This is a genomic window from Egibacter rhizosphaerae, assembly GCF_004322855.1.
Lineage (GTDB): Bacteria > Actinomycetota > Nitriliruptoria > Euzebyales > Egibacteraceae > Egibacter > Egibacter rhizosphaerae.
On the sequence record NZ_CP036402.1, the window covers coordinates 2,243,536 to 2,261,295 of the forward strand.

The following is a 17,760-nucleotide window of genomic DNA, read 5'->3' on the forward strand; positions in this document are numbered from 1 at the left end:
TGCACTTACCTGCTTGACCTCATAAGCACAGGATGTTGTGCGTACACCTCAGGAGCAGGAGTCGCACATGCGGATCGATCTCCGCGAACGAAGCGCGCTGGTCACGGGCTCGACGGCCGGCATCGGGTACGCGACCACGCTCGGCCTCGCCGAGTCGGGTGCGCGGGTGATCGTGAACGGCCGCGAGCCCGACCGCGTCCATGAGGCCGCCAAGACCCTCCGGGAGGCGACGGGCAACGACGAGGTCACGGGGATCACTGCCGATCTCGGCACGGCCGAGGGCTGCGCACGAGCCATCGAGGAGGCCCCGGACGTCGACGTGCTCGTGAACAACGCGGGCGTGTTCGGGCCGCAGCCGTTCGCGCAGATCCCCGACGAGGAGTGGCAGCGCTTCTTCGACGTCAACGTGATGAGCGGGGTGCGGCTCGCGCGCCACCACGTGCCGCGCATGGTCGCGCGGGGATGGGGGCGGGTCGTCTTCGTGAGCAGTGAGTCCGCGCAGCAGATCCCGGCGGAGATGGTGCACTACGGAGCGACGAAGACCGCTCAGGTCGGGATCGCCGAGTCCTACCCGGCGAGCGGGGTGACCGTGAACTCTGTACTGCCCGGACCCACTCGTTCGGAGGGCATCCAGGCGTTCATGGGCAGCCTCGCCGAGCAGCAGGGCGTCTCCCTCGAGCAGTTCGAGGCCGACTTCATCGCGAACGAGCGGCCGGCCTCGGTGATCCGCCGGCTCTCGACCCCGGAGGAGGTGGCCGCCATGATCATGTTCGTCTGCTCCGAGCAGGCCTCCTCGGTGACCGGGTCGGCCCTCCGCGTGGACGGGGGCGTGGACCGGTCGGTGTTCTGACCCGTCCCACATCCCGCCGGCGAGCCTCCCCACTCGGCGGCGCCCGCCCGGGCGGGGGCGTGTGCGCCATTGGGCATCATCCCGCCCAGACGCGGTGAGGGCGTCGCCGTCAGCCCCCGCCCTGCTCGACCGCGGCGGACAGCTTCGCGAACGCGCCGGCGAGCCCTTCCCGCAGCTCCGCGTACGCGTCGCGGTAGGGGACGTAGGCGGCGCGCCGCTGCGCGTCGGGCTCGAACGCCTCGCGGGCCCCCTGCCACGCGCGCGCGGTGCCGGTGAGGTCGTCGACGTAGCCCGTGGCCGCTCCCGCGACGAGCGCATTGCCGAGCATCGCGGCCTCCTGCCGCGACGTGGGGTGCCACGTGACTCCGGAAACGTCCGCCTTGATCTGGTTCCAGAGGTCCGACTTCGCCCCACCCCCGAGGGCGCGCGCGTCGTGCACCTCCTGACCGGTGCCGCGGATGAGGTCGACCCACTCGGCGTACTCGAAGGCGATGCCCTCGAGGATCGCCCGGAACATGTGCCCGCGGTCGTGACCACTCGTGAGGCCGATCCACGCGCTGCGCTCCCGGGGCCGCGGCGGGAGGACACCACCCTGGAAGCTCGGGAACCACAGCAGACCTCCGGCGCCCGGCCCCGCCGCCGCGGCCATCGCGTTGAGCTGCTCCAACGGGTCGCCTCCGTCGGCGAGGTCGCCCGCCAGCTCGTCGCGGAACCAGCGCAGCGCGAAGCCGCCACCGTTGATGAAGGCGAGCGCGATGTAGAGGCCGGGCACGACGGCCGGGAAGAGGCTCAGCGTCTGGTGCGCGGTGTCCGGTCGCCAGTCGTCGGTGCAGACCGCGAAGACGCTGGCCGTCCCCGCCGAGTCGTACGCCTCACCCGGGGTCACGACGCCCGCCCCGAGCGCCGCGGCGATCTGGTCCCCGGCTCCCGCGGCGATCGGTACGCCCGTCGGCAGTCCGGTCTGCTCCGCCGCCGCAGCGGTCACGTGGCCGATCACCTCGGTCGGGGGCACGATGCGCGGCAGCACCCGCTTCTCGGCGTCGAACAGCCCGACCAGTTCGTCCGACCACGCGCCGTTCACGGTGTCGGACAGGTTCGAGAAACCCGTACACGTGAGGTCGAGGTAGGCGTCGTCCCCGGAGAGCCCCCCGAGGCGCCCGGCGACGTAGGTGTGCGGGACAACGTAGCAGTGCGTCCGGGCCAGCTCCTCGGGTCGTTCCGACTGCCACCACAGCAGCTTCGGCCCGTGGGAGTACGTCGGGGGACACCCGGACAACTCGACCACGCGTCGAGCGTGCCGGTTCATCAACTCGATGAAGGGCGCGCAGCGCTGATCGAGCCACGAGTCGTACCTCGTCGCCGGCGCGTGGTCGGCATCGACGAACCCCAGCCCCGACATCTGCCCCGAGAACGCGACGCCCGCCACCTCGCTCGAGTCGACCTCCGCCAGCGCCCGCCTCATCGTCCGGTGCGCCGAGGCCTCGATGTCCGCGAAGTCCTGCTCCACCTCGCCGGGGCGCGGATGCAGGAGCTCGACCTCCTCGGAGGCCTCGCTCAGGATCTCTCCACGGTCGCTGACGACCCCCGCCTTGGTCCCGGTCGTGCCCAGGTCACATCCCACGAACAGGGCCATGGTGCGTCCTTTCCCCGTCGCTCAGGCCAGCCACCGGCGTCGCGTTCGGTCCGGCGCGGGTCGCGGAACCCGAACCGCGGACGGCGGAATGCAGGTTCGCACTTGTCGCTTCTCCTTACAAGAGGACGACACTTGTCCCTCGCGAACGTGACGGCCGTTTCAGCCCGGCCGAACGATCGTCTTGAGCGCGGAGCCGGCCGGCCCGTTCGCCAAGCGGTCCGGCACCTCATCCAGACCGACCTGCTCCACCGGCAGTCGCTCGAGCGGCACGAGTCCCCTGGCCACGAGTTCCAATCCTGGCAGGTAGTGCTTGAGCGCCGACCCGGTCGAGCCCACGAGCGTGAGGTGGCGGTAGTGGACGAGGTTCGCGTCGACCGGCGCGCCTCCGGGCGTGCCCGCGAGCGCGTGCACGCCGCCCCCGACCGCGACGCGCTCGAGGGCCCACGTCAGCGGTTCGGCCCCGGGAGCGCTCAGACGGCGATCCGCGGCTGCACCCCGAGGGCCTCGGCGGGATCGTCGTCGGGGCCGATCGCGGCGTCGGCCCCGAGCTCGGCCGCGAGGTGCCGGCGCTCGGGAGAGCGTTGCATCACGACGACGCGGGCCCCCAGCGCCTGGAGCACCCACGTGCTGATGATCCCCATCGCGCCCGCACCGATGACGAGTGCGGCATCGCCCTCGGTGGCGCCGAGCATGTCGGCCGCGTGCCAACAGCACGCCACCGGCTCCAGTAGGGCTCCCTGATCGGCGGCCAGCTCGCCCAGGTCGACGAGCCGGTCCTCGCGGACGGCGACCCGTTCGGCCAGGGCCCCGTCGGCCTGGAGACCGACCGAGTAGCGCGCGTGACAGCGGTTGTCCCACCCGTCGGCGCACAGCTTGCAGGCGCGGCAGGGAACCTCGGGGTGGACACCCACGAGCCGCCCGTCCTCGTCACGAAGCACCATCTCGTGGCCGAGGATTCGGGGTTCGGAGGCCCCGCGCGCGAACCACTTCCGATCGGTCGCGCAGATCGACGCGCGCTCCACCTGCAGCACGCGCCAGTCGGCGTCGACGACCTCGGGGACCGGGAGCTCGCGGACGACGGCCTGACCCGGGCCCTCAAGGCGGACGGCGCGCATGGTCGGCGGCATCGGCGCTCCTCTGCCGGGCCAGAGAGGAACGATCCGTCACCCAGCCTCCGCGGATCAGATATGCCTGTACGGACAACAGTAGCGTTGCGCGGAGTGGGGACCCTGTCAAGCTGCCTCAGTGTCGGGCAGGGTGCGAACGAGATCCTGGGTGCGGCGCAGGAGCTCCGCGCCGTCGCCCCGCTCGACCGCGTCGACGGGGGAGAGCGCGGTGCCCACGTTGACCGCGTGCGCGCCGGCGGCCAGGTAGTCCGCGGCATTCGTCGCGTCGATCCCTCCCGAGGGCATGATCGGCACGTACGGCAGCGGCCCGGCGAGATCCTTGAGGTATGACGGTCCCAGCACCCCAGCGGGGAAGAGCTTCACGGCTGCCCGCGTCGCCTGCCAGGACCGGAGGAGCTCGGACGGCGTGAAGCCCGCCAGCACGACCGGGACCCGGCCGTCGACCGCGTCCACGATCTCGGGAACGTTGGCGGGCGCCACGAGGAACTCCGCACCCCCCGCCACCGCCTTCCGTGCCTCCTCGCGGGTGACCACGGTCCCCGCCCCGACCACGACGCCCTCGACCTCGCGCGCCTGGTCGATCGCCTCCAGTGCGTTGGCACCCGTCAGCGTGAACTCGACGACCCGGACACCACCGTCGCGCAGGCCTTCGGCCAGGGCCTGCGGGTCGCCGTAGACGGGCGCGCGCAGAACCGCGACCACCGGCGCGGACGCGAACGCCTCCGTGACCAGCTCGGCCCAGGCCGTGGGGGGCACGGCCGTTGGCTCGGGCTCACCTCGCTCCTGGTCGTCGTGCGGTGTGGTGGCCCTGGGCGGGCCGGAGGGCCGTGCCTCGAAGACCCGGTCCGGCACGGGACGCATGCCCCGGCTCGGTGAGATGTCGATCTCGAAGGCGGTCCGGTCCCCCCGGTGCCATGCGTCGAACCACTCGAAGGGATCCCCGTCCTCCGCGTAGGTGGCCGAACGCAGCAGGAGCAGACTGGCGCCCTCCTCGACCTCGAGCAGCTCGGCGAGGACCGGATCGGCGGGCACGGCCTCGACCGTGCGGCTCCCGTGGGCGACCCGCAGCCCGTACTCCTGCTCGGCGAACGCGTACAGGGACTTGTCCTCGAGGTCCTGCTGCTCGAGGCCGGGCATGCGGTCCTCGGCGACGTACGTCGTCACCACCGAGAGCGGCTTCCCGTTCACGGTCCGGAGCCGGTCCACGCGAAAGCCCCCGGTCGCACCGAGGAACTCCTGCACGTCCACGGGCAGCGTCTTGACCCGCTCCTGCCGGAGCACCCGCGTGCGCATCTCCAGACCCGCCGCCGTGAGCTCGTCATGGAGCCCCGTCGGGCTGGGCACGAACCTCCCGTGGAACTTCCGCTCGGCAACGAAGCTGCCTCGGCCTCGTTGCGTGTAGATGAGGCCCGCCGACGCCAGGCTCGACAAGGCCTGACGGACGACGCTGCGGGCGACGCTGTAGCGGTCGGCGAGCTCTCCTTCCGAGGGGAGCTTGTCGCCCGGCGAGAGACGGCCGCTCTCGAACTCGTCGCGCAGACGCCGCTCCAGCTGGTGATACAGCGGGATCGGCGACTCCCGGTCGATGAGGACCTCATCGGCCGGGCCGGGCTCGCTCCGTGCTTCGAGTTCCTCGGTCATCGGTTCATCACCCCTGCACAGGGGATCGGGATCCCCCGGTTCCATGGACGGTGCCACCACGGCGACCGCTCGGTTCGAGCCACCACCAACCGGAGCCGCTCGCACAGGTCCGGCACCCGATGCTCGGCCTCGCCGAGTGGCGCGCACCGCGCTCGACGCCGACGGCGAGCATTCCCGCCCCGTCGCGCCGCATCTAACCCGTCTGGCGAACCCTCGAACACCGGGATGACCCCGAGGAACGGGGCACCATCCGGTGCACCAGCGAGGGGCATCCGAGGCGGGCTTGCCATACCGTACATGGTCCCCGCTGACCCGCCCGACGATCGCGTCGACCCGTCCCGCGCTCACGCACGCTCGATCGTGCGCGCTGAATCCGGCGAGGCCGGAACACGCGCACGGGTTCAGTAGCCGCCCGAGACCGTGAGCACCTCTCCGGTCACGAAGGCCGCGCGGTCCGAGGCAAGGAACGCGGCGGCCTCGGCCACGTCGGTGGGGTGACCGAGCCGGCGGAGAGGGATGCGGGCCGCGATCTCCTCCGCGGCCTCCGCCCCTGCGCCGAGCATCTCGGTCGCGATCTTGCTGGGGGCAAGCGCGTTCACGCGGACGCCCTGCGGGCCGAACTCGCGCGCGAGGCTGCGGGTGAGGGCCACGAGCCCGCCTTTCGCCGCCGCGTAGTCGGCGCCGCTCGTCCCGCCGGTGATCCCCGAGGTGGAGGCGACGTTCAGGACCACGCCGTACCCGCGCTCGACCATCCCGGGCAGACACGCCTGCGTGCACACGACGGCCGCGCGCAGGTTCACGTCCATCGTGGCGTCCCATTCCTCGAGGGTGAGGGCCTCGAACGAACGGGGCACGAGACGACCCGCGTTGTTCACGAGCACGTCGACGGGCCCGAGGCGCTCCTGCACCGCCGCGAGGGCTGCCCGGGCAGCCGCAGGGTCCGCGACGTCAGCCGCCTCGGCCGTCGCGATGCCGGCGACGGAGATCTCCGCGCGGACGGACGCGAGATCCGGCCGCGAACGAGCGAGCAGGCCCACGGCCGCGCCCTCCTCGGCCAAGCGCGTGGCGATCGCCCTGCCGATCCCGCGGCTCGCGCCCGTCACCACCGCGACCCGTCCCGCCAACGGCGCGGCCTCGTCCGCGGTCGCGCGCGCCTGCATCCCGGGATACCTATCGCTGTGTGTAGCGGGGGTTTCGCTCGACCCGGGGGCCGTCGGGCGCATCGGTGAGGAGCACCGGCAGGCCCTCGTCCTCGATCGTCGCGTAGTCGTGCCCGGCGTCCCCGACGTAGGCGGCGAAGAAGACCAGCAGTTCGCTGCCGATGTTCACGCTGCGGTGCGCCCACCCGCCGGGGACGTAGGACACGCTGCCGGGGACGATGTGCTCGACCGCGTGGTCCCCGCCCTCGGTGGCCATGACGAGGCGACCCTCGCCGCGGAGGCCCAGGTACACCTCGGAACGGCCCCGAACCTCGTGGAAGTGTCCCTTGGTCATGAAGAACTCGCGCCCGACCCGTCCCGGCTGCAGGATCGTCGTCGAGCACTGGATGTGGTCGGGGCTCTCGGGGACCACGATCTCGTGCACGGTGTAGACGAGCGCGTCGCCGGCCGCCTCGTCGGGCTCCTCGAGGTACATGCCGTGCATGTCGCTCAAGTGCCGGCGCTTCGTGTGGTCGGTCGGTTCGAGCACGCCCTTGTCCAACTCCATCAGGACGTTGAAGGGGGCGACGGCATCGCGCATGGGTGTCTCCTCCGCGTTGGTGGACCGCTCCGGACCGCTACAGCTCGGCGATCGCCACTGGACGGCCGAGCTCTGCGGATCGGTTCGTGGCGAGCGCGGCCTCGAGCGCCCGGATCCCGTCGTCGACGGTGGTCCCTGGTTCCTGGATGCCCGCCGCGACGCGCACGAAGTGCTCGTCCTCCCCCAGGTAGCCGGCGGCGAACACCGTGCGCCAACTCTGCGCGGGCTCGCTCCGGGCCGCATCGGAGCGCACGACCAGGGCCGCCCCCTGTTCGCGCGCGTCCCCCACGAAGAGCGCCCCCTCGGTCCCGTACACCTCGAGCCGGGCGTCGTAGGCGTAGTCGGCCGGGCACGCCCCGTCGACCTGGGCGATGCCGCCCTCGTCGAACTCGTACGTCGCCGCGATCAGGTCCACGAAGTTCGGATAGCGGGCCGCGAGGTCGGGCCGCTTCGCCGCGCGGCCCACGGCGTGGACCCGCACGTACTCCTGCCCGACGAACCAGCGGACGCTGTCGAGGTCGTGCGAGTTCACCTCCGCGATGAGGCCCGCGGAGCGCTCGGGATCCCACGCCCACTCCGGCGGGAGGCCCGGGCCTCGCGTCGTCGACCTGGCGAACAACGGGCGCCCGATGTCGCCGGCTTCGATCGCGCGCTTCGCCGCCGAGACGTTCGGCGAGTAGCGCCGCATGAAGGCCATCACGAAGGCCGCCGAGGAGCGCTCCGCGGCCTCCTTGATGCGACGGGCGTCCGCGAGGGTCGGCGCGAGGGGCTTCTCACACAGCACGTGGCGTCCCGCGTCGAGCGCGGTCACCGCGATGTCGACGTGCGTGAAGGTCGGCGACGCGATCACCACGGCGTCGACCCCTTCGTCAGCGACCGCCTTCGCGGGCTCGTCCCACCACCGCTCGCAGCCCAGTTCGCGTGCGGCGGCCTCGGCGGTGTCGGCGTCGGCGTCGGCCACCCCCACGAGCCGGGCGCCCGGGACCCGGCCAGCGAGGTTGCGACCGTGGACCATCCCGGCGCGCCCCGCTCCGGCCAGGACAACTCGAAGTCCGCTGTTCTCCACGCCGTCCACCTCCTCCGGGCTCCGCCCGCGACCGAGCGCGGCCGAACTCCGCTGGCTGTCCTCGTACCTGTATGGTTATACTTACTAGCAGTCTAGCCAGCGGGCGTTGTCGTGGTCAAAGGGCCGTCGGCGGGTGCGCCCGACCGTCGCCCGAGAGCACGCCACGGCCGCGGAATCAGGCCGAGAGCTTTCATGGGCAGGAACGGATGGTGACCGCAGCAGCCGAGCCCGCGGCCCTCGTGACGTCACGCTCGTTCGCATCCGCGTCGCGCGGACCCGAGCGGCGCCTCGAGCGCGCCGGCCTCACCGTCCGGCGAGGCCCGTCCGACCACGGGATGGAGGGCCTGCGTCCGCTCCTCGACGAGTCGGTGGCCTGGATCGCCGGGACGGGTCCGATCACCACCGAGCACCTCGACGCGGCCCCGCGACTCGAGGTCATCGCCCGCTACGGAATCGGCGTCGAAGCGGCCGACCTGGGCGCTGCGGCGGCCCGCGGCATCCGGGTGACGAACACCCCCGGGGCGAACAGCGAGTCGGTCGCCGACCACACGCTGGCGCTACTGCTCGCCCTCCTGCGGGGCGTGGGCCGAAACGAGCCGGGGTCCGCTCCGCCGCCCCCGCAGGCCCGTGAGCTCGGAGCCCTCACGGTGGGCCTGGTCGGGCTCGGACGGGTCGGCCGCGCCGTCGCGGAGCGGCTGCAGGGCTTCGGAGGCCAGGTCCTCGGGCACGACCCGTCGTTCGCCGACCGCCCACCGGCGGAGGCCGGCAACGTCCGGCTGTGCACCCTCGAGGAGCTGGCCGCCACCAGCGACGTCGTGTCCCTGCACCGCCCGGGCGGCGAGACGCTGGTCGACCGGGCGCTCCTCGATCGCCTCCCCAGGCGGGCACTGCTCGTCAACACCGCGCGCGCGGATCTCGTCGACGAGCCCGCGGTGGCCGAGTTCCTGCGCAGTGGCCGACTCGGGGGTTACGCGACCGACGTGGGAGCCGGTCCGGACAGCCCGCTGCGCGCCGCACCGAACCTGATCGCCACCGACCACGTGAGCGCCCACACCGCCGAGGCGATCGACCGCATGGGCACGATGGCGGCGGAGGAGGTGGTGCGGGCCCTCGCGGGTGAGCCTCCCGCGAACCCGGTCGTGGACCCGGCGAGTGGGAACGTCCGAGGCTGACGTCGCGAACCCGGGGCGCGGTCGCGACCTCGCCAGTGCGATCCTGTCGAGCCATGCGCAAGCTCCTGACATCACCTCGGGTCGCAGCGTCCCGGCAGCGGGTGCGGACCGGGCTGCGGCCGATCATCCAGACCGGACTCGCGGCTGGCCTCGCCTGGTTCGTCGCCAGCACCCTGATCGGGTACGACGACCCGTTCTTCGCCCCGATCGCGGCGGTGATCGCCCTGGGCACCGCCGCGGGTCGTCGCGGACGGCGAGCGATCGAGATGGTCGTCGGCGTCGCGGTCGGCATCGCGGTCGCCGACCTCATCATCCTGGGCCTCGGGACCGGGTTCTGGCAGATCACGGTCGTCGTCGTGCTCGCGATGACCGCCGCCACCGCGGTGAGCCGCAGCCCGCTGCTCGGCACTCAGGCGGCGGTCTCGGCGGTGCTGGTCGCCACGCTGGAGCCACCGATGGCCGGCCTCGTGCCGCACCGGTTCTTCCACGCGTTGATCGGCGGGATCGTGGCCGTGCTGGTCGCGCAGGTGCTGCTGCCCATGGACCCGGTCCGCAGCCTGCGGCAGGCGGCGGCGCCGGTGTTCGAGGCGATGAGCGACTCGCTCGAGCGGATCGCGCGGGCGCTGGCCGATGGTGATCTCGCCAGGGCACGGGAGGCCCTGGACGCGTCGCGCGCGATCGACCCGCAGGTGCGCGCGCTGCACGACACGCTCGCCGCTGCCGACGAGACCGCGCACCTCTCCCCGTTGCGGCGCGACGAGATGGCGCAGGTCGACTCGTACGCCAACGTCGCCACCCAGGTCGACTTGGCGGTACGCAACACCCGCGTGCTGGCCCGAGCGGCCATCGCGGTCCTGCGGCGACCCGACGCCTCGGGGAGCCGTGCTGCTCCACCCGCCCTGGTCGAGGCCGTGGAGGAACTCGCCCGCGGGGTGCGGTCCCTGGGCGAGCAGGCGGTCGAGCAGGGCCCGCAAATGGCCACGCGCTACCACGCCCTCAAGGCCGTCGACCGCGCCAGTCTCGTGCTCCCCGACCCGCGAGCGGTCGCACTCGGCCGCGTCGTGGGCCAGGTCCGCGGCACCGTCGTCGACCTGCTCCGCTGCTCGGGCATGGACGCCGAGACGGCCCTCTCGAGCGTCGACGAGGCCAGTTCGCCGCCCGAGGACCCGCCGATTGAGTGATGCGGTCCGGCTACGGGTCGGCCGGCGACGGAGCCCCGCCGAGCTCCATGGAGAGCGCGGGGCTTCCGGCCAGGGTCTGGTGCACGACGCAGTAGCGCTCAGTGAGCTCCAGCAGCTTGGCGAGGGTCTCGGCGTCCGCGTCGGTGTCGAGATCGAAGGTCACGCGAATCGCACGGAACCCGACCGGGGCCTCCCGATCGACGCCCAGGGTCCCCCGGAAGTCGATGTCGCCCTCGGCACGCACCCGTCCGGCGCGGATCGGCACCTCCAGCGCCGTCGCGACCGCACGCAGCGTCACCCCGGCGCAGGCGACCAGCGCCTCGAGGAGCAGATCACCCGAGCAGATGCTGGACCCGTCGCCACCCGTCGCGGGGTGCAGCCCCGCCTCGACCAGGGCACGCCCGGTCTCCACCGAGCACGTCAGGCCGTCGCCGTCGACGCTCCCGCCCGCCGCGAGCGTGACGACCGCGCTGTCGGGGTCACTGCGGTACTGCGTCTTCAAGGGTGACTGGAGTCGGCGCAGCTCGTCGCTGTCCATGATCGGTCAACCCCTCTCCGGTCATCGCCGGAGTCCACCGAGACCCCCGCGCTCCGGCGAGGCTACCGCACCCTGCGACAGGGGCGTCCACGCTCCTTCGCGTACGCCGAACTCACCACGTGACCTCCTCACAGCCCTCGTGGCTCTCGGGCTCGATCTGCACCGTCGCGTGCTCGATCCCGTACTCGCGCGCGAGCACCTCCCGCGCGCGGTCGAGCACGGCGTGGGTCTCCGCATCATCGGCGACGACGAGATGCGCGGTCAGGACCTCCATTCCCGACGTCAGCGTCCAGACGTGCACGTCGTGGACGTCCGATACCTGGTCCACGCGCGCGAGACGTGCTGCCACCTCATGCGGGGGCGCGTGGGGCGGGGCGGCCTGCAGGATGATGCGACCCGCTTCACGCCCCAGCCGCCAGGCACGCGGGACGATGAAGAGCGCGATCAGCCCCGCGAACAGCGGGTCGGCGTAGGGCCAGCCGGTGAGCAGCAGCACGAGCGCCGCGAGGATCGCCCCGACGGAGTTCAAGGCGTCCGCGAGCACCTCGAGGTACGCGCCCCGGATGTTCAGGCTCTCCTGCGCCCCCCGGTGCAGCAGGACGAACGCGACGAGGTTGACCCCGAGGCCGACCGTGGCAACGGCCAGCATCGGGACGGCCGCCACCTCGGGAGGATCGGCCACACGCCGGGCGGCCTCGACGAGGACCCACCCCGCGACGCCGAGCAGCAGCACCGCGTTCGCGAGTGCCGCGAGCACTTCCAGGCGGTAGAGCCCGAAGCTGCGGCGGGGATGGGCCCACCCGCTGGCCGCGACCTGGATCGCCGCGAGGGCCATGCCGATCCCGACGACGTCGGTGAGCATGTGCCCGGCATCGGACAGCAGCGCCAGCGAGCCGGTGAGCAAACCCGCGACGAGCTCGACGACGAAGAACGTGGCGACGAGCACGAGGGCCAGGGCCAGCCGCGAGCGGTGAGCTCGCGCGGCGCTGGAGTGGGTGTGTCCGGGCATGCCGCTCACTCGCGTGTGCTCATCGGATGCTCGATTCCTGGTCCTCACCCTCGCTCAGGAGCGCTGGTGAGCTCGTCGATGGGGACGACCTCGCCGCACCAGTGTCGCGCGACGGCCCGGTCATGGGTGAGGAGGAGCACCCCCATGCCGTGATCGTCCTGCACCTGAGCGATGACCTCCAAGAGGGCCGCCTGGGTGGAGACATCCAGCATCGCGGTCGCTTCGTCAGCCACCAGGTAACCGGGCTCACAGGCCAGCGCCCGGGCGAGACAGGCCCGTTGGAGCTGACCGTCCGAGACCTCGTGCGGATGGCGGCCCAACAGCTCCGCGGACAACCCCACCCGCGGGGCCCAGTGCTCCACGACCGGCGCGGGGTCGTCACCGACCAGCGCGGCGGGCTCGCCCACGACGTGTCGCAGAGTGGCCCGTGGGTCGGTGGCCGCGCGAGGGGACTGCCACAGGAGCTGCACTCGGCGCCGCAACCATCGGGGCGCGGCGGTACCTGCCCGGGGGACTGGTACGCCGTCGACGATGACGCACCCAACGTCGGGGGCGTACAGCAGGGCGAGTACACGCGCGAGCGTCGACTTGCCCGACCCGCTCGGTCCGGTAAGGCCGAGGCGCATCCCGGGTTCCAGACGCAGCGACACGTCGGAGAGGGCCGTGACCGCACCCGGCCCCCGGCCGTAGCGGCAGGTGATCGCTTCAGCGGTGAGCATGGTCGAGACAGCGCACGTACCCGCCACGGACCGCGACGGGTCGGGGAACAGCGTCGTCGCACGCGAGCTGGTGGCGCTCACAGCGCGGCGCGAAAGGGCAGCCCGGGGGAAGGTCGGTCAGCTCGGGCGGCATCCCGGGAATGGGCACGCCACCGCGCTCGGGGAGAGCGGCGAGGAGGCCCTGGGTGTACGGGTGGGCGGGCGCGTCGAACACCGCACTCGTGGGCCGATCCTCCACGAGATGTCCGGCGTAGAGCACGGCGGTGTCGCCACCGAGGCGCTCGGCCAGGCGTAGGTCGTGGGTGATCACTAGTACGGCCGTGCCATGCTCGGCGAGGCTGACGAGACCGTCGGCGGTGTCCGCGGCGAGATCGGCGTCCAGCGCCGAGGTCGGTTCGTCCGCGACGACGAGCGCGGGATGGCCGAGTTTCGCGGCGGCGATCAGGACCCGTTGCTGCATGCCGCCGGAGAGCTGGTGCGGATAGCGGCGTGCGACCGCATCGAGGGACAGGTCGAGTTCGCGCAGGGCGGCGTCGACCCGCTCGGGTGCCTGCTCGGCCGGGATCCCCTTGACGCGGGCGAGCTCGGTGAGTAGCGAGTCGAGCCGACGAACCGGGTTGAGGGAGGTCGCTGGGCTCTGTGGCACGAAGCCGACATGCCGGGCTCGCAGCTCTCGTAGCTCCCGGGCCGATGCGCCGACGAGGTGGCGCGCCGCCAAGCGCACGGCCCCAAGAACTTCGGCATTGCGCGGCAGGAGTCCCAGCAGCGTGTGGGCCAGGACGCTCTTGCCGCTGCCGGACTCGCCGATGACGACGCGGGTCCCCCCAGGGGCGAGATCGAACGACAAACCCGCGAGGGCCGGCACCACCCCACGGCGGGTGCGGAACCGCACCCCGAGGTCGGCAACGTGCAGCACCTCCTCGGCGACCCGCTCAGCGCACACCGGCAACGTGCTCACAGCTCGAGCTCCGCGCGCCACCGTGGCTGCTGCCGCTGCTGCCACCACTCTCCAACGGTTCCGATCGCCACCGAGGCGAACACGATCGCGAAGCCGGGGAACAGCACGACCCACCACGCGCCGGCGAACAGCGACTGTTGTCCGTCCGCGATGAGCATCCCCAGCGACGGCTCGTGCGAGGGCATGCCGACGCCGAGAAACGAGAGGGCGGACTCGTGAAAGATCGCGTGAGGGAACAGCAGAACAAAGCCCACCCCGGCCGCCGGCAAGACGTGCGGCAGGAGGTGGCGCGCGATGACCTGGCGCCGCGTCGCGCCGATCCCCACGGCCGCGGCCACGAACGGCCGCTCGCGCAGACTGAGTACCTCCGCGCGGAGGATTCGCGCCAGCCGCATCCAGTGGGTCAGCCCGACGGCGAGGGTTACGGCGCCGGCTCCTCCGACCACCGGATGGGCGAGCACCGCGATGAGGATGCCGAACAACAGGTGGTTCTGTGAGGCGAAGAAGTCGATCGCCCGCATGGCTACCGCATCGACACGCCCCCCGACCGCACCGGCGACGAGCCCCACCGCGGCGCCGACGACGAGGGCGACGACGGCGGCCAGCGCGCTCACCGTCAGCGACGTGCGCAGGGCACGCAACAGCAGCGCCAACAGGTCCCGACCAGTGTCGTCGGTGCCGAGTGGATGCGACCAGGACGGGGATTGCATGACTACCGAGAAGTCGGTGCGCAAGTGTTCGTCGGGGCGCACCACCTCGGCCCCGACGGCGGCGAGAAGTAGCCCGGCGAGCCCCGCGCCGGCGATGATGGCCGACCACGGTGGGCCGGTGCCGGCTAGGCGACGAGTCCGCCCGGTGCGGCTCGCCCGCCACGGGCGCACGTGCGCGGCGGTCCTCATCGGGCGGCTTCCCGAATACGCGGATCGATCACCCGGTAGGTGAGGTCGGCGGCGAGGTTGCCGACGATCACGAGCACGGAGCCGGCGAGGGTGATCGCGACGAGCAACGGCAGGTCGACCACGGTCGCTGCCTCGACCGCGAGGTTCCCGACGCCCGGCCAGCCGAAGACGGTCTCGGCCAGGACCGCACCGCCGATGAGCTCGGAGAGGTGCGCCCCGCTCAGTGTCACGAACGGCAGCAGGGCGTTGGGCAGGGCATGACGGAACAACACCGCGAGGCGGGACAGTCCGTTGGCCTCGGCGAAGCGCACGTAGTCCTCGCCCAGCACCTCGAGCAGCTGGTTGCGCACGTACATCGCGAACCAGCCGAACTGCATCGAGGCGAGGGTCACCGCCGGCAGGACGAGGTGCCGGAGGCTGATCGCCGGAAGGGTGTCCCCTCGTAGGTCGGCCGCCCCGCCGGCGGGGAGCCATCCCAGCCAGACCGCGAACACCCATAGCAGCAGCAGACCGATCCAGAACGACGGCGCAGCCACCGACACGTACGAGGCCATCCGCACGAGCCAGTCGAACCAGCTGCCGTGAAACGCCGCGGCCAGGGTCCCGGCGGCGAGGCCCCCGACGAGGACGAGCGCGAGCGCGGTCGACACGAGCAGCGCCGACGGCCCCAGGCGCGCCAGCAGCTGCTCGCCGACCGGCTGGCCGCCGAGCAGGCGGGAGTGCCCGAGGTCGCCGCGCAGCACGTTCGCGAGCCACCGACCGAACTGCTCGTGGGTCGGCACGTCGAAGCCCCACACGCGCGCAATCCGTTCCGCGGTCTCCGGGCTGACCGAGCCCGCCGCGGCCATGTAGGCATCCATCGGGTCGTAGGGGGAGACCGCGACGAGCCCGAACGTCATCGCCGCCACGGCAACCAGCACGAGGGGCAGGACGAGCAAGCGCCGAACGACGAGGGGCGCAGCGCCGCCGGACCGTAGCCACGCGGTCATTCCTCGAGGCGCCACTCGTGGAGGTTCCACAGGAGCCCGCGCGACCACCCGTGGATGTGCCCCTCCATGCGGGCGGGGTCCACGCCCTCCACCCGGTCGCTGACGACCAGCTGGTTGTCGAGCTGGGCGAGGAAGTGCCAGCTGCCCTGTTCGGCGAGTGCCTCGGCGAGGTCGGCATAGGCCTCGGCGCGTTGGGCGCGGTCGCCGGTCTCCCGGCCAGCCTCGAGCGCGGCGTCAACGTGAGGGTCCTCGACGTGCCCGGGGTTCGTCCCCGGATCGTCGTCAGCGTGCTCCGAGTGGAACTCGCGGTAGATCGCCAACTCGGGATCGTAGGCGTTGCCCAGTGTCTGCAAGGACGCCGCGCCATCGGCCACCCGCTCGACGAGTTCCTGGCGACCCGGCTGCTCCTCGGGCTCGACCTCGACGCCGACATCGGCGAGGTCGTCACGAATGGACAGGATCGCGTCGAGGGTCTGCTCGTCGCCGTGGCCGTGGACGATCGGGAACGACAGCTGATCACCGTCGCGAGTGCGCGCGCCCTCGTTGTCCCGGGTCCACCCGGCCGCCTCGAGAACCGCCTCGGCCTCCTCGGGGTCGTGCCCCGCGTCGACGGGGTGGTGGGCCCAGTGGTCGGGCGCGAAGGGCCCTTCCGCCTCCCGGGCAGCGCCCGCGTAAACGCCGTCGATGAGCGCGTCGCGGTCGATGGCCATGCCGATCGCTCGCCGCACCTCGGGATCGTCAATCTGCTCGTTCGTGGTCGGGATGGTGAGCGCGAGTTGATCTCCCGGGATGGTGACGACCTCGTGCTCGCTGTCGCCGTCGAAGCGCTCCGCGACCCGCGGAGGCTGACCGGCCGCGTCCACGTCGACCGCGCCGGCCTCGAGTTGGCTGACCCGCGCGTTGGCGTCGCCCAGAAAGCTGACCACGACCCGCTCCAAGGCGACCTCCCCACCGTGGAAGTCGTCGTAGCCGGTCCACACCATCCGCTCGCCCCCGTCGAACGTCTCCATCTCGAACGGTCCAGTCCCGACCGGGTCGAGGTTGAACTCGGCGGTGTTGAGATCCTCGTCGGCTAGCAGATGCTCGGGCACGATCCCGAGCGTGAGCTTGTCGAGGAAGGCGGGATCACGCCGCGACAGCGAGAAGGAGACCTCGTGGTCGCCGGTCGCCTCGACGGCCTCGAGCGAGTCATAGAGCTGCTCACGCAGCCCCGTGGCGACCTCCTCGTCGAGGATCGACTCATACGTGAAGACCACGTCGTCGGCGTCGAACGGCTCGCCGTCGTGGAACGCGACGTCGTCGCGCAGTGTGACCGTCACTTCGGTGCCGTCGGCGCTGACCTCGGGCATCCGGGCCGCGAGGTCGGGCTGGAGCTCGAGGTCGCCGTCGTAGGACAGGAGGCTGGAGAACATCGGCCAGTGGTCGCCGTAGATCGACCCGAAGATGTCGCCGAAGATCGGGTTGAGATTGTCCGGCTCACCACCGACCGCGATCACGAGCGTCTCGTCGTCAGGGACTTCCCCGCCCTCGTCGTGCTGCTCCGTCTGATCGTCGGCCCCGGTGCGGTCCGGGCCCGATCCACCAGGATCGCCCTGGTCGCCACAGGCGGTCAGCACACCCACGGTCGCGCCCATCAGCACGATCACCACCAGCTCACGTCGCATCGCCAACTCCGTCCGGATGGACATCACGGTCACGGAGCTGCAAACTACTACTTATTGCAATTCAATCGCAATAAGGGTCGGCCCCTCGCCGTCGACCGTTCAGTCGAAGTCGGGAGCACCCATGCGCACGATCACCGTTCCGCGATCTGCCCTCGCGGTCCTGACCGCCCTGCTCCTTGGTTGCGCCGACCAGCCCACCGTGACCGTCGACGAGCCCACCACGCCCGAACCGACTGGCCCGCACGCTGCGGTCTACGCCACCCTGACCGCCGATCAGAACGACGCTCTCATCGGTGCCTCGAGCCCAGTCGCCGATAGCGTCGAGTTGCACGAGACCACCGTGGAGAACGGGGTCGCTTCGATGGCCGAGCTCGACGAGATCCCGCTCCCCGAAGGCGAATCGGTCATCCTGCAGCCGGGCGGCCTCCATCTCATGCTGCTCGAACCGGAGCCGCTCCAACAAGGGGACCGCCTCGCCATCACCCTCGAATTCGCCGAGGCCGATGCGATGGAGGTCGAGGTACCGGTCGTCGCCACTGCCGACATGCCCGACCATCACGACGACCACTGACCG

At 71.9% G+C, this 17,760-nt stretch carries 18 protein-coding genes; 4 read left to right on the top strand and 14 right to left on the bottom strand.

Features of this window, described 5'->3' with window-relative positions; all coding sequences use genetic code 11:
* Nucleotides 1-67 precede the first annotated feature (67 nt).
* On the top strand, nucleotides 68-850 hold the full coding sequence (locus ER308_RS10380) for an SDR family NAD(P)-dependent oxidoreductase (protein ID WP_131154923.1): 783 nt from the start codon (nucleotides 68-70) through the stop codon (nucleotides 848-850).
* Between the two features lie 109 nt (nucleotides 851-959).
* On the opposite strand, the gene ER308_RS10385 is transcribed toward ER308_RS10380, so the two are convergent.
* The 7 genes from ER308_RS10385 to ER308_RS10415 form a co-directional block, all read right to left on the bottom strand.
* Entirely contained in the window at nucleotides 960-2,483 is a 1,524-nt protein-coding gene (locus tag ER308_RS10385; protein WP_131154924.1) for a xylulokinase, read from the bottom strand.
* Between the two features lie 159 nt (nucleotides 2,484-2,642).
* The gene (locus ER308_RS10390; RefSeq protein WP_131154925.1) at nucleotides 2,643-2,894 is read right to left on the bottom strand and encodes an MDR/zinc-dependent alcohol dehydrogenase-like family protein; all 252 of its coding nucleotides are present in this window, start codon (nucleotides 2,892-2,894) and stop codon (nucleotides 2,643-2,645) included.
* A 59-nt stretch (nucleotides 2,895-2,953) separates the two neighbouring features.
* Nucleotides 2,954-3,610: an alcohol dehydrogenase catalytic domain-containing protein gene (locus ER308_RS10395; RefSeq protein WP_131154926.1), complete on the bottom strand. Its 657-nt coding sequence runs from the start codon at nucleotides 3,608-3,610 to the stop codon at nucleotides 2,954-2,956.
* Nucleotides 3,611-3,715: 105 nt separating this feature from the next.
* Complete coding sequence (locus ER308_RS10400) at nucleotides 3,716-5,251, bottom strand: UTRA domain-containing protein (protein WP_165491980.1); 1,536 nt, start codon at nucleotides 5,249-5,251, stop codon at nucleotides 3,716-3,718.
* 401 nt (nucleotides 5,252-5,652) lie between these two features.
* Nucleotides 5,653-6,411: an SDR family NAD(P)-dependent oxidoreductase gene (locus ER308_RS10405; RefSeq protein ID WP_165491981.1), complete on the bottom strand. Its 759-nt coding sequence runs from the start codon at nucleotides 6,409-6,411 to the stop codon at nucleotides 5,653-5,655.
* 10 nt (nucleotides 6,412-6,421) lie between these two features.
* Nucleotides 6,422-6,991, bottom strand: coding sequence for a glucose-6-phosphate isomerase family protein (locus ER308_RS10410; protein ID WP_165491982.1), 570 nt, complete (start codon nucleotides 6,989-6,991; stop codon nucleotides 6,422-6,424).
* Between the two features lie 37 nt (nucleotides 6,992-7,028).
* Nucleotides 7,029-8,057, bottom strand: coding sequence for a Gfo/Idh/MocA family protein (locus ER308_RS10415; RefSeq protein ID WP_131154930.1), 1,029 nt, complete (start codon nucleotides 8,055-8,057; stop codon nucleotides 7,029-7,031).
* A gap of 209 nt (nucleotides 8,058-8,266) precedes the next feature.
* On the opposite strand from ER308_RS10415, the gene ER308_RS10420 reads away from it, so the two are divergent.
* Both ER308_RS10420 and ER308_RS10425 read left to right on the top strand, forming a co-directional pair.
* Nucleotides 8,267-9,229: an NAD(P)-dependent oxidoreductase gene (locus ER308_RS10420; RefSeq protein WP_205746004.1), complete on the top strand. Its 963-nt coding sequence runs from the start codon at nucleotides 8,267-8,269 to the stop codon at nucleotides 9,227-9,229.
* A gap of 53 nt (nucleotides 9,230-9,282) precedes the next feature.
* Nucleotides 9,283-10,410, top strand: coding sequence for an FUSC family protein (locus tag ER308_RS10425; RefSeq protein ID WP_131154932.1), 1,128 nt, complete (start codon nucleotides 9,283-9,285; stop codon nucleotides 10,408-10,410).
* 10 nt (nucleotides 10,411-10,420) lie between these two features.
* Here the strand turns inward: ER308_RS10425 and ER308_RS10430 are convergent, their stop codons facing one another.
* The 7 genes from ER308_RS10430 to ER308_RS10460 all read right to left on the bottom strand — a co-directional run bounded on the left by ER308_RS10430 (nucleotide 10,421) and on the right by ER308_RS10460 (nucleotide 17,186).
* The gene (locus ER308_RS10430) at nucleotides 10,421-10,948 is read right to left on the bottom strand and encodes an OsmC family protein (protein ID WP_131154933.1); all 528 of its coding nucleotides are present in this window, start codon (nucleotides 10,946-10,948) and stop codon (nucleotides 10,421-10,423) included.
* 112 nt (nucleotides 10,949-11,060) lie between these two features.
* Nucleotides 11,061-11,957 (bottom strand): cation diffusion facilitator family transporter, encoded by an 897-nt coding sequence (locus ER308_RS10435; protein ID WP_131156983.1) that lies wholly within the window; start codon nucleotides 11,955-11,957, stop codon nucleotides 11,061-11,063.
* Between the two features lie 44 nt (nucleotides 11,958-12,001).
* Nucleotides 12,002-12,676: an ABC transporter ATP-binding protein gene (locus ER308_RS10440; protein WP_131154934.1), complete on the bottom strand. Its 675-nt coding sequence runs from the start codon at nucleotides 12,674-12,676 to the stop codon at nucleotides 12,002-12,004.
* Nucleotides 12,663-13,634, bottom strand: a complete 972-nt coding sequence (locus ER308_RS10445; RefSeq protein ID WP_165491983.1) for an ABC transporter ATP-binding protein — start codon at nucleotides 13,632-13,634, stop codon at nucleotides 12,663-12,665. The genes ER308_RS10440 and ER308_RS10445 overlap by 14 nt, the downstream gene beginning before the upstream one ends.
* The gene (locus ER308_RS10450) at nucleotides 13,631-14,533 is read right to left on the bottom strand and encodes an ABC transporter permease (protein ID WP_131154936.1); all 903 of its coding nucleotides are present in this window, start codon (nucleotides 14,531-14,533) and stop codon (nucleotides 13,631-13,633) included. Before ER308_RS10450 ends, ER308_RS10445 begins: the two co-directional genes overlap by 4 nt.
* Nucleotides 14,530-15,522, bottom strand: coding sequence for an ABC transporter permease (locus tag ER308_RS10455; protein ID WP_131154937.1), 993 nt, complete (start codon nucleotides 15,520-15,522; stop codon nucleotides 14,530-14,532). Before ER308_RS10455 ends, ER308_RS10450 begins: the two co-directional genes overlap by 4 nt.
* Nucleotides 15,519-17,186: an ABC transporter substrate-binding protein gene (locus tag ER308_RS10460; RefSeq protein ID WP_165491984.1), complete on the bottom strand. Its 1,668-nt coding sequence runs from the start codon at nucleotides 17,184-17,186 to the stop codon at nucleotides 15,519-15,521. Before ER308_RS10460 ends, ER308_RS10455 begins: the two co-directional genes overlap by 4 nt.
* Before the next feature lie 16 nt (nucleotides 17,187-17,202).
* Between ER308_RS10460 and ER308_RS10465 the strand changes: the two genes are divergently transcribed.
* Entirely contained in the window at nucleotides 17,203-17,757 is a 555-nt protein-coding gene (locus ER308_RS10465; RefSeq protein ID WP_131154939.1) for a copper chaperone PCu(A)C, read from the top strand.
* The last annotated feature ends 3 nt before the right edge of the window (nucleotides 17,758-17,760 follow it).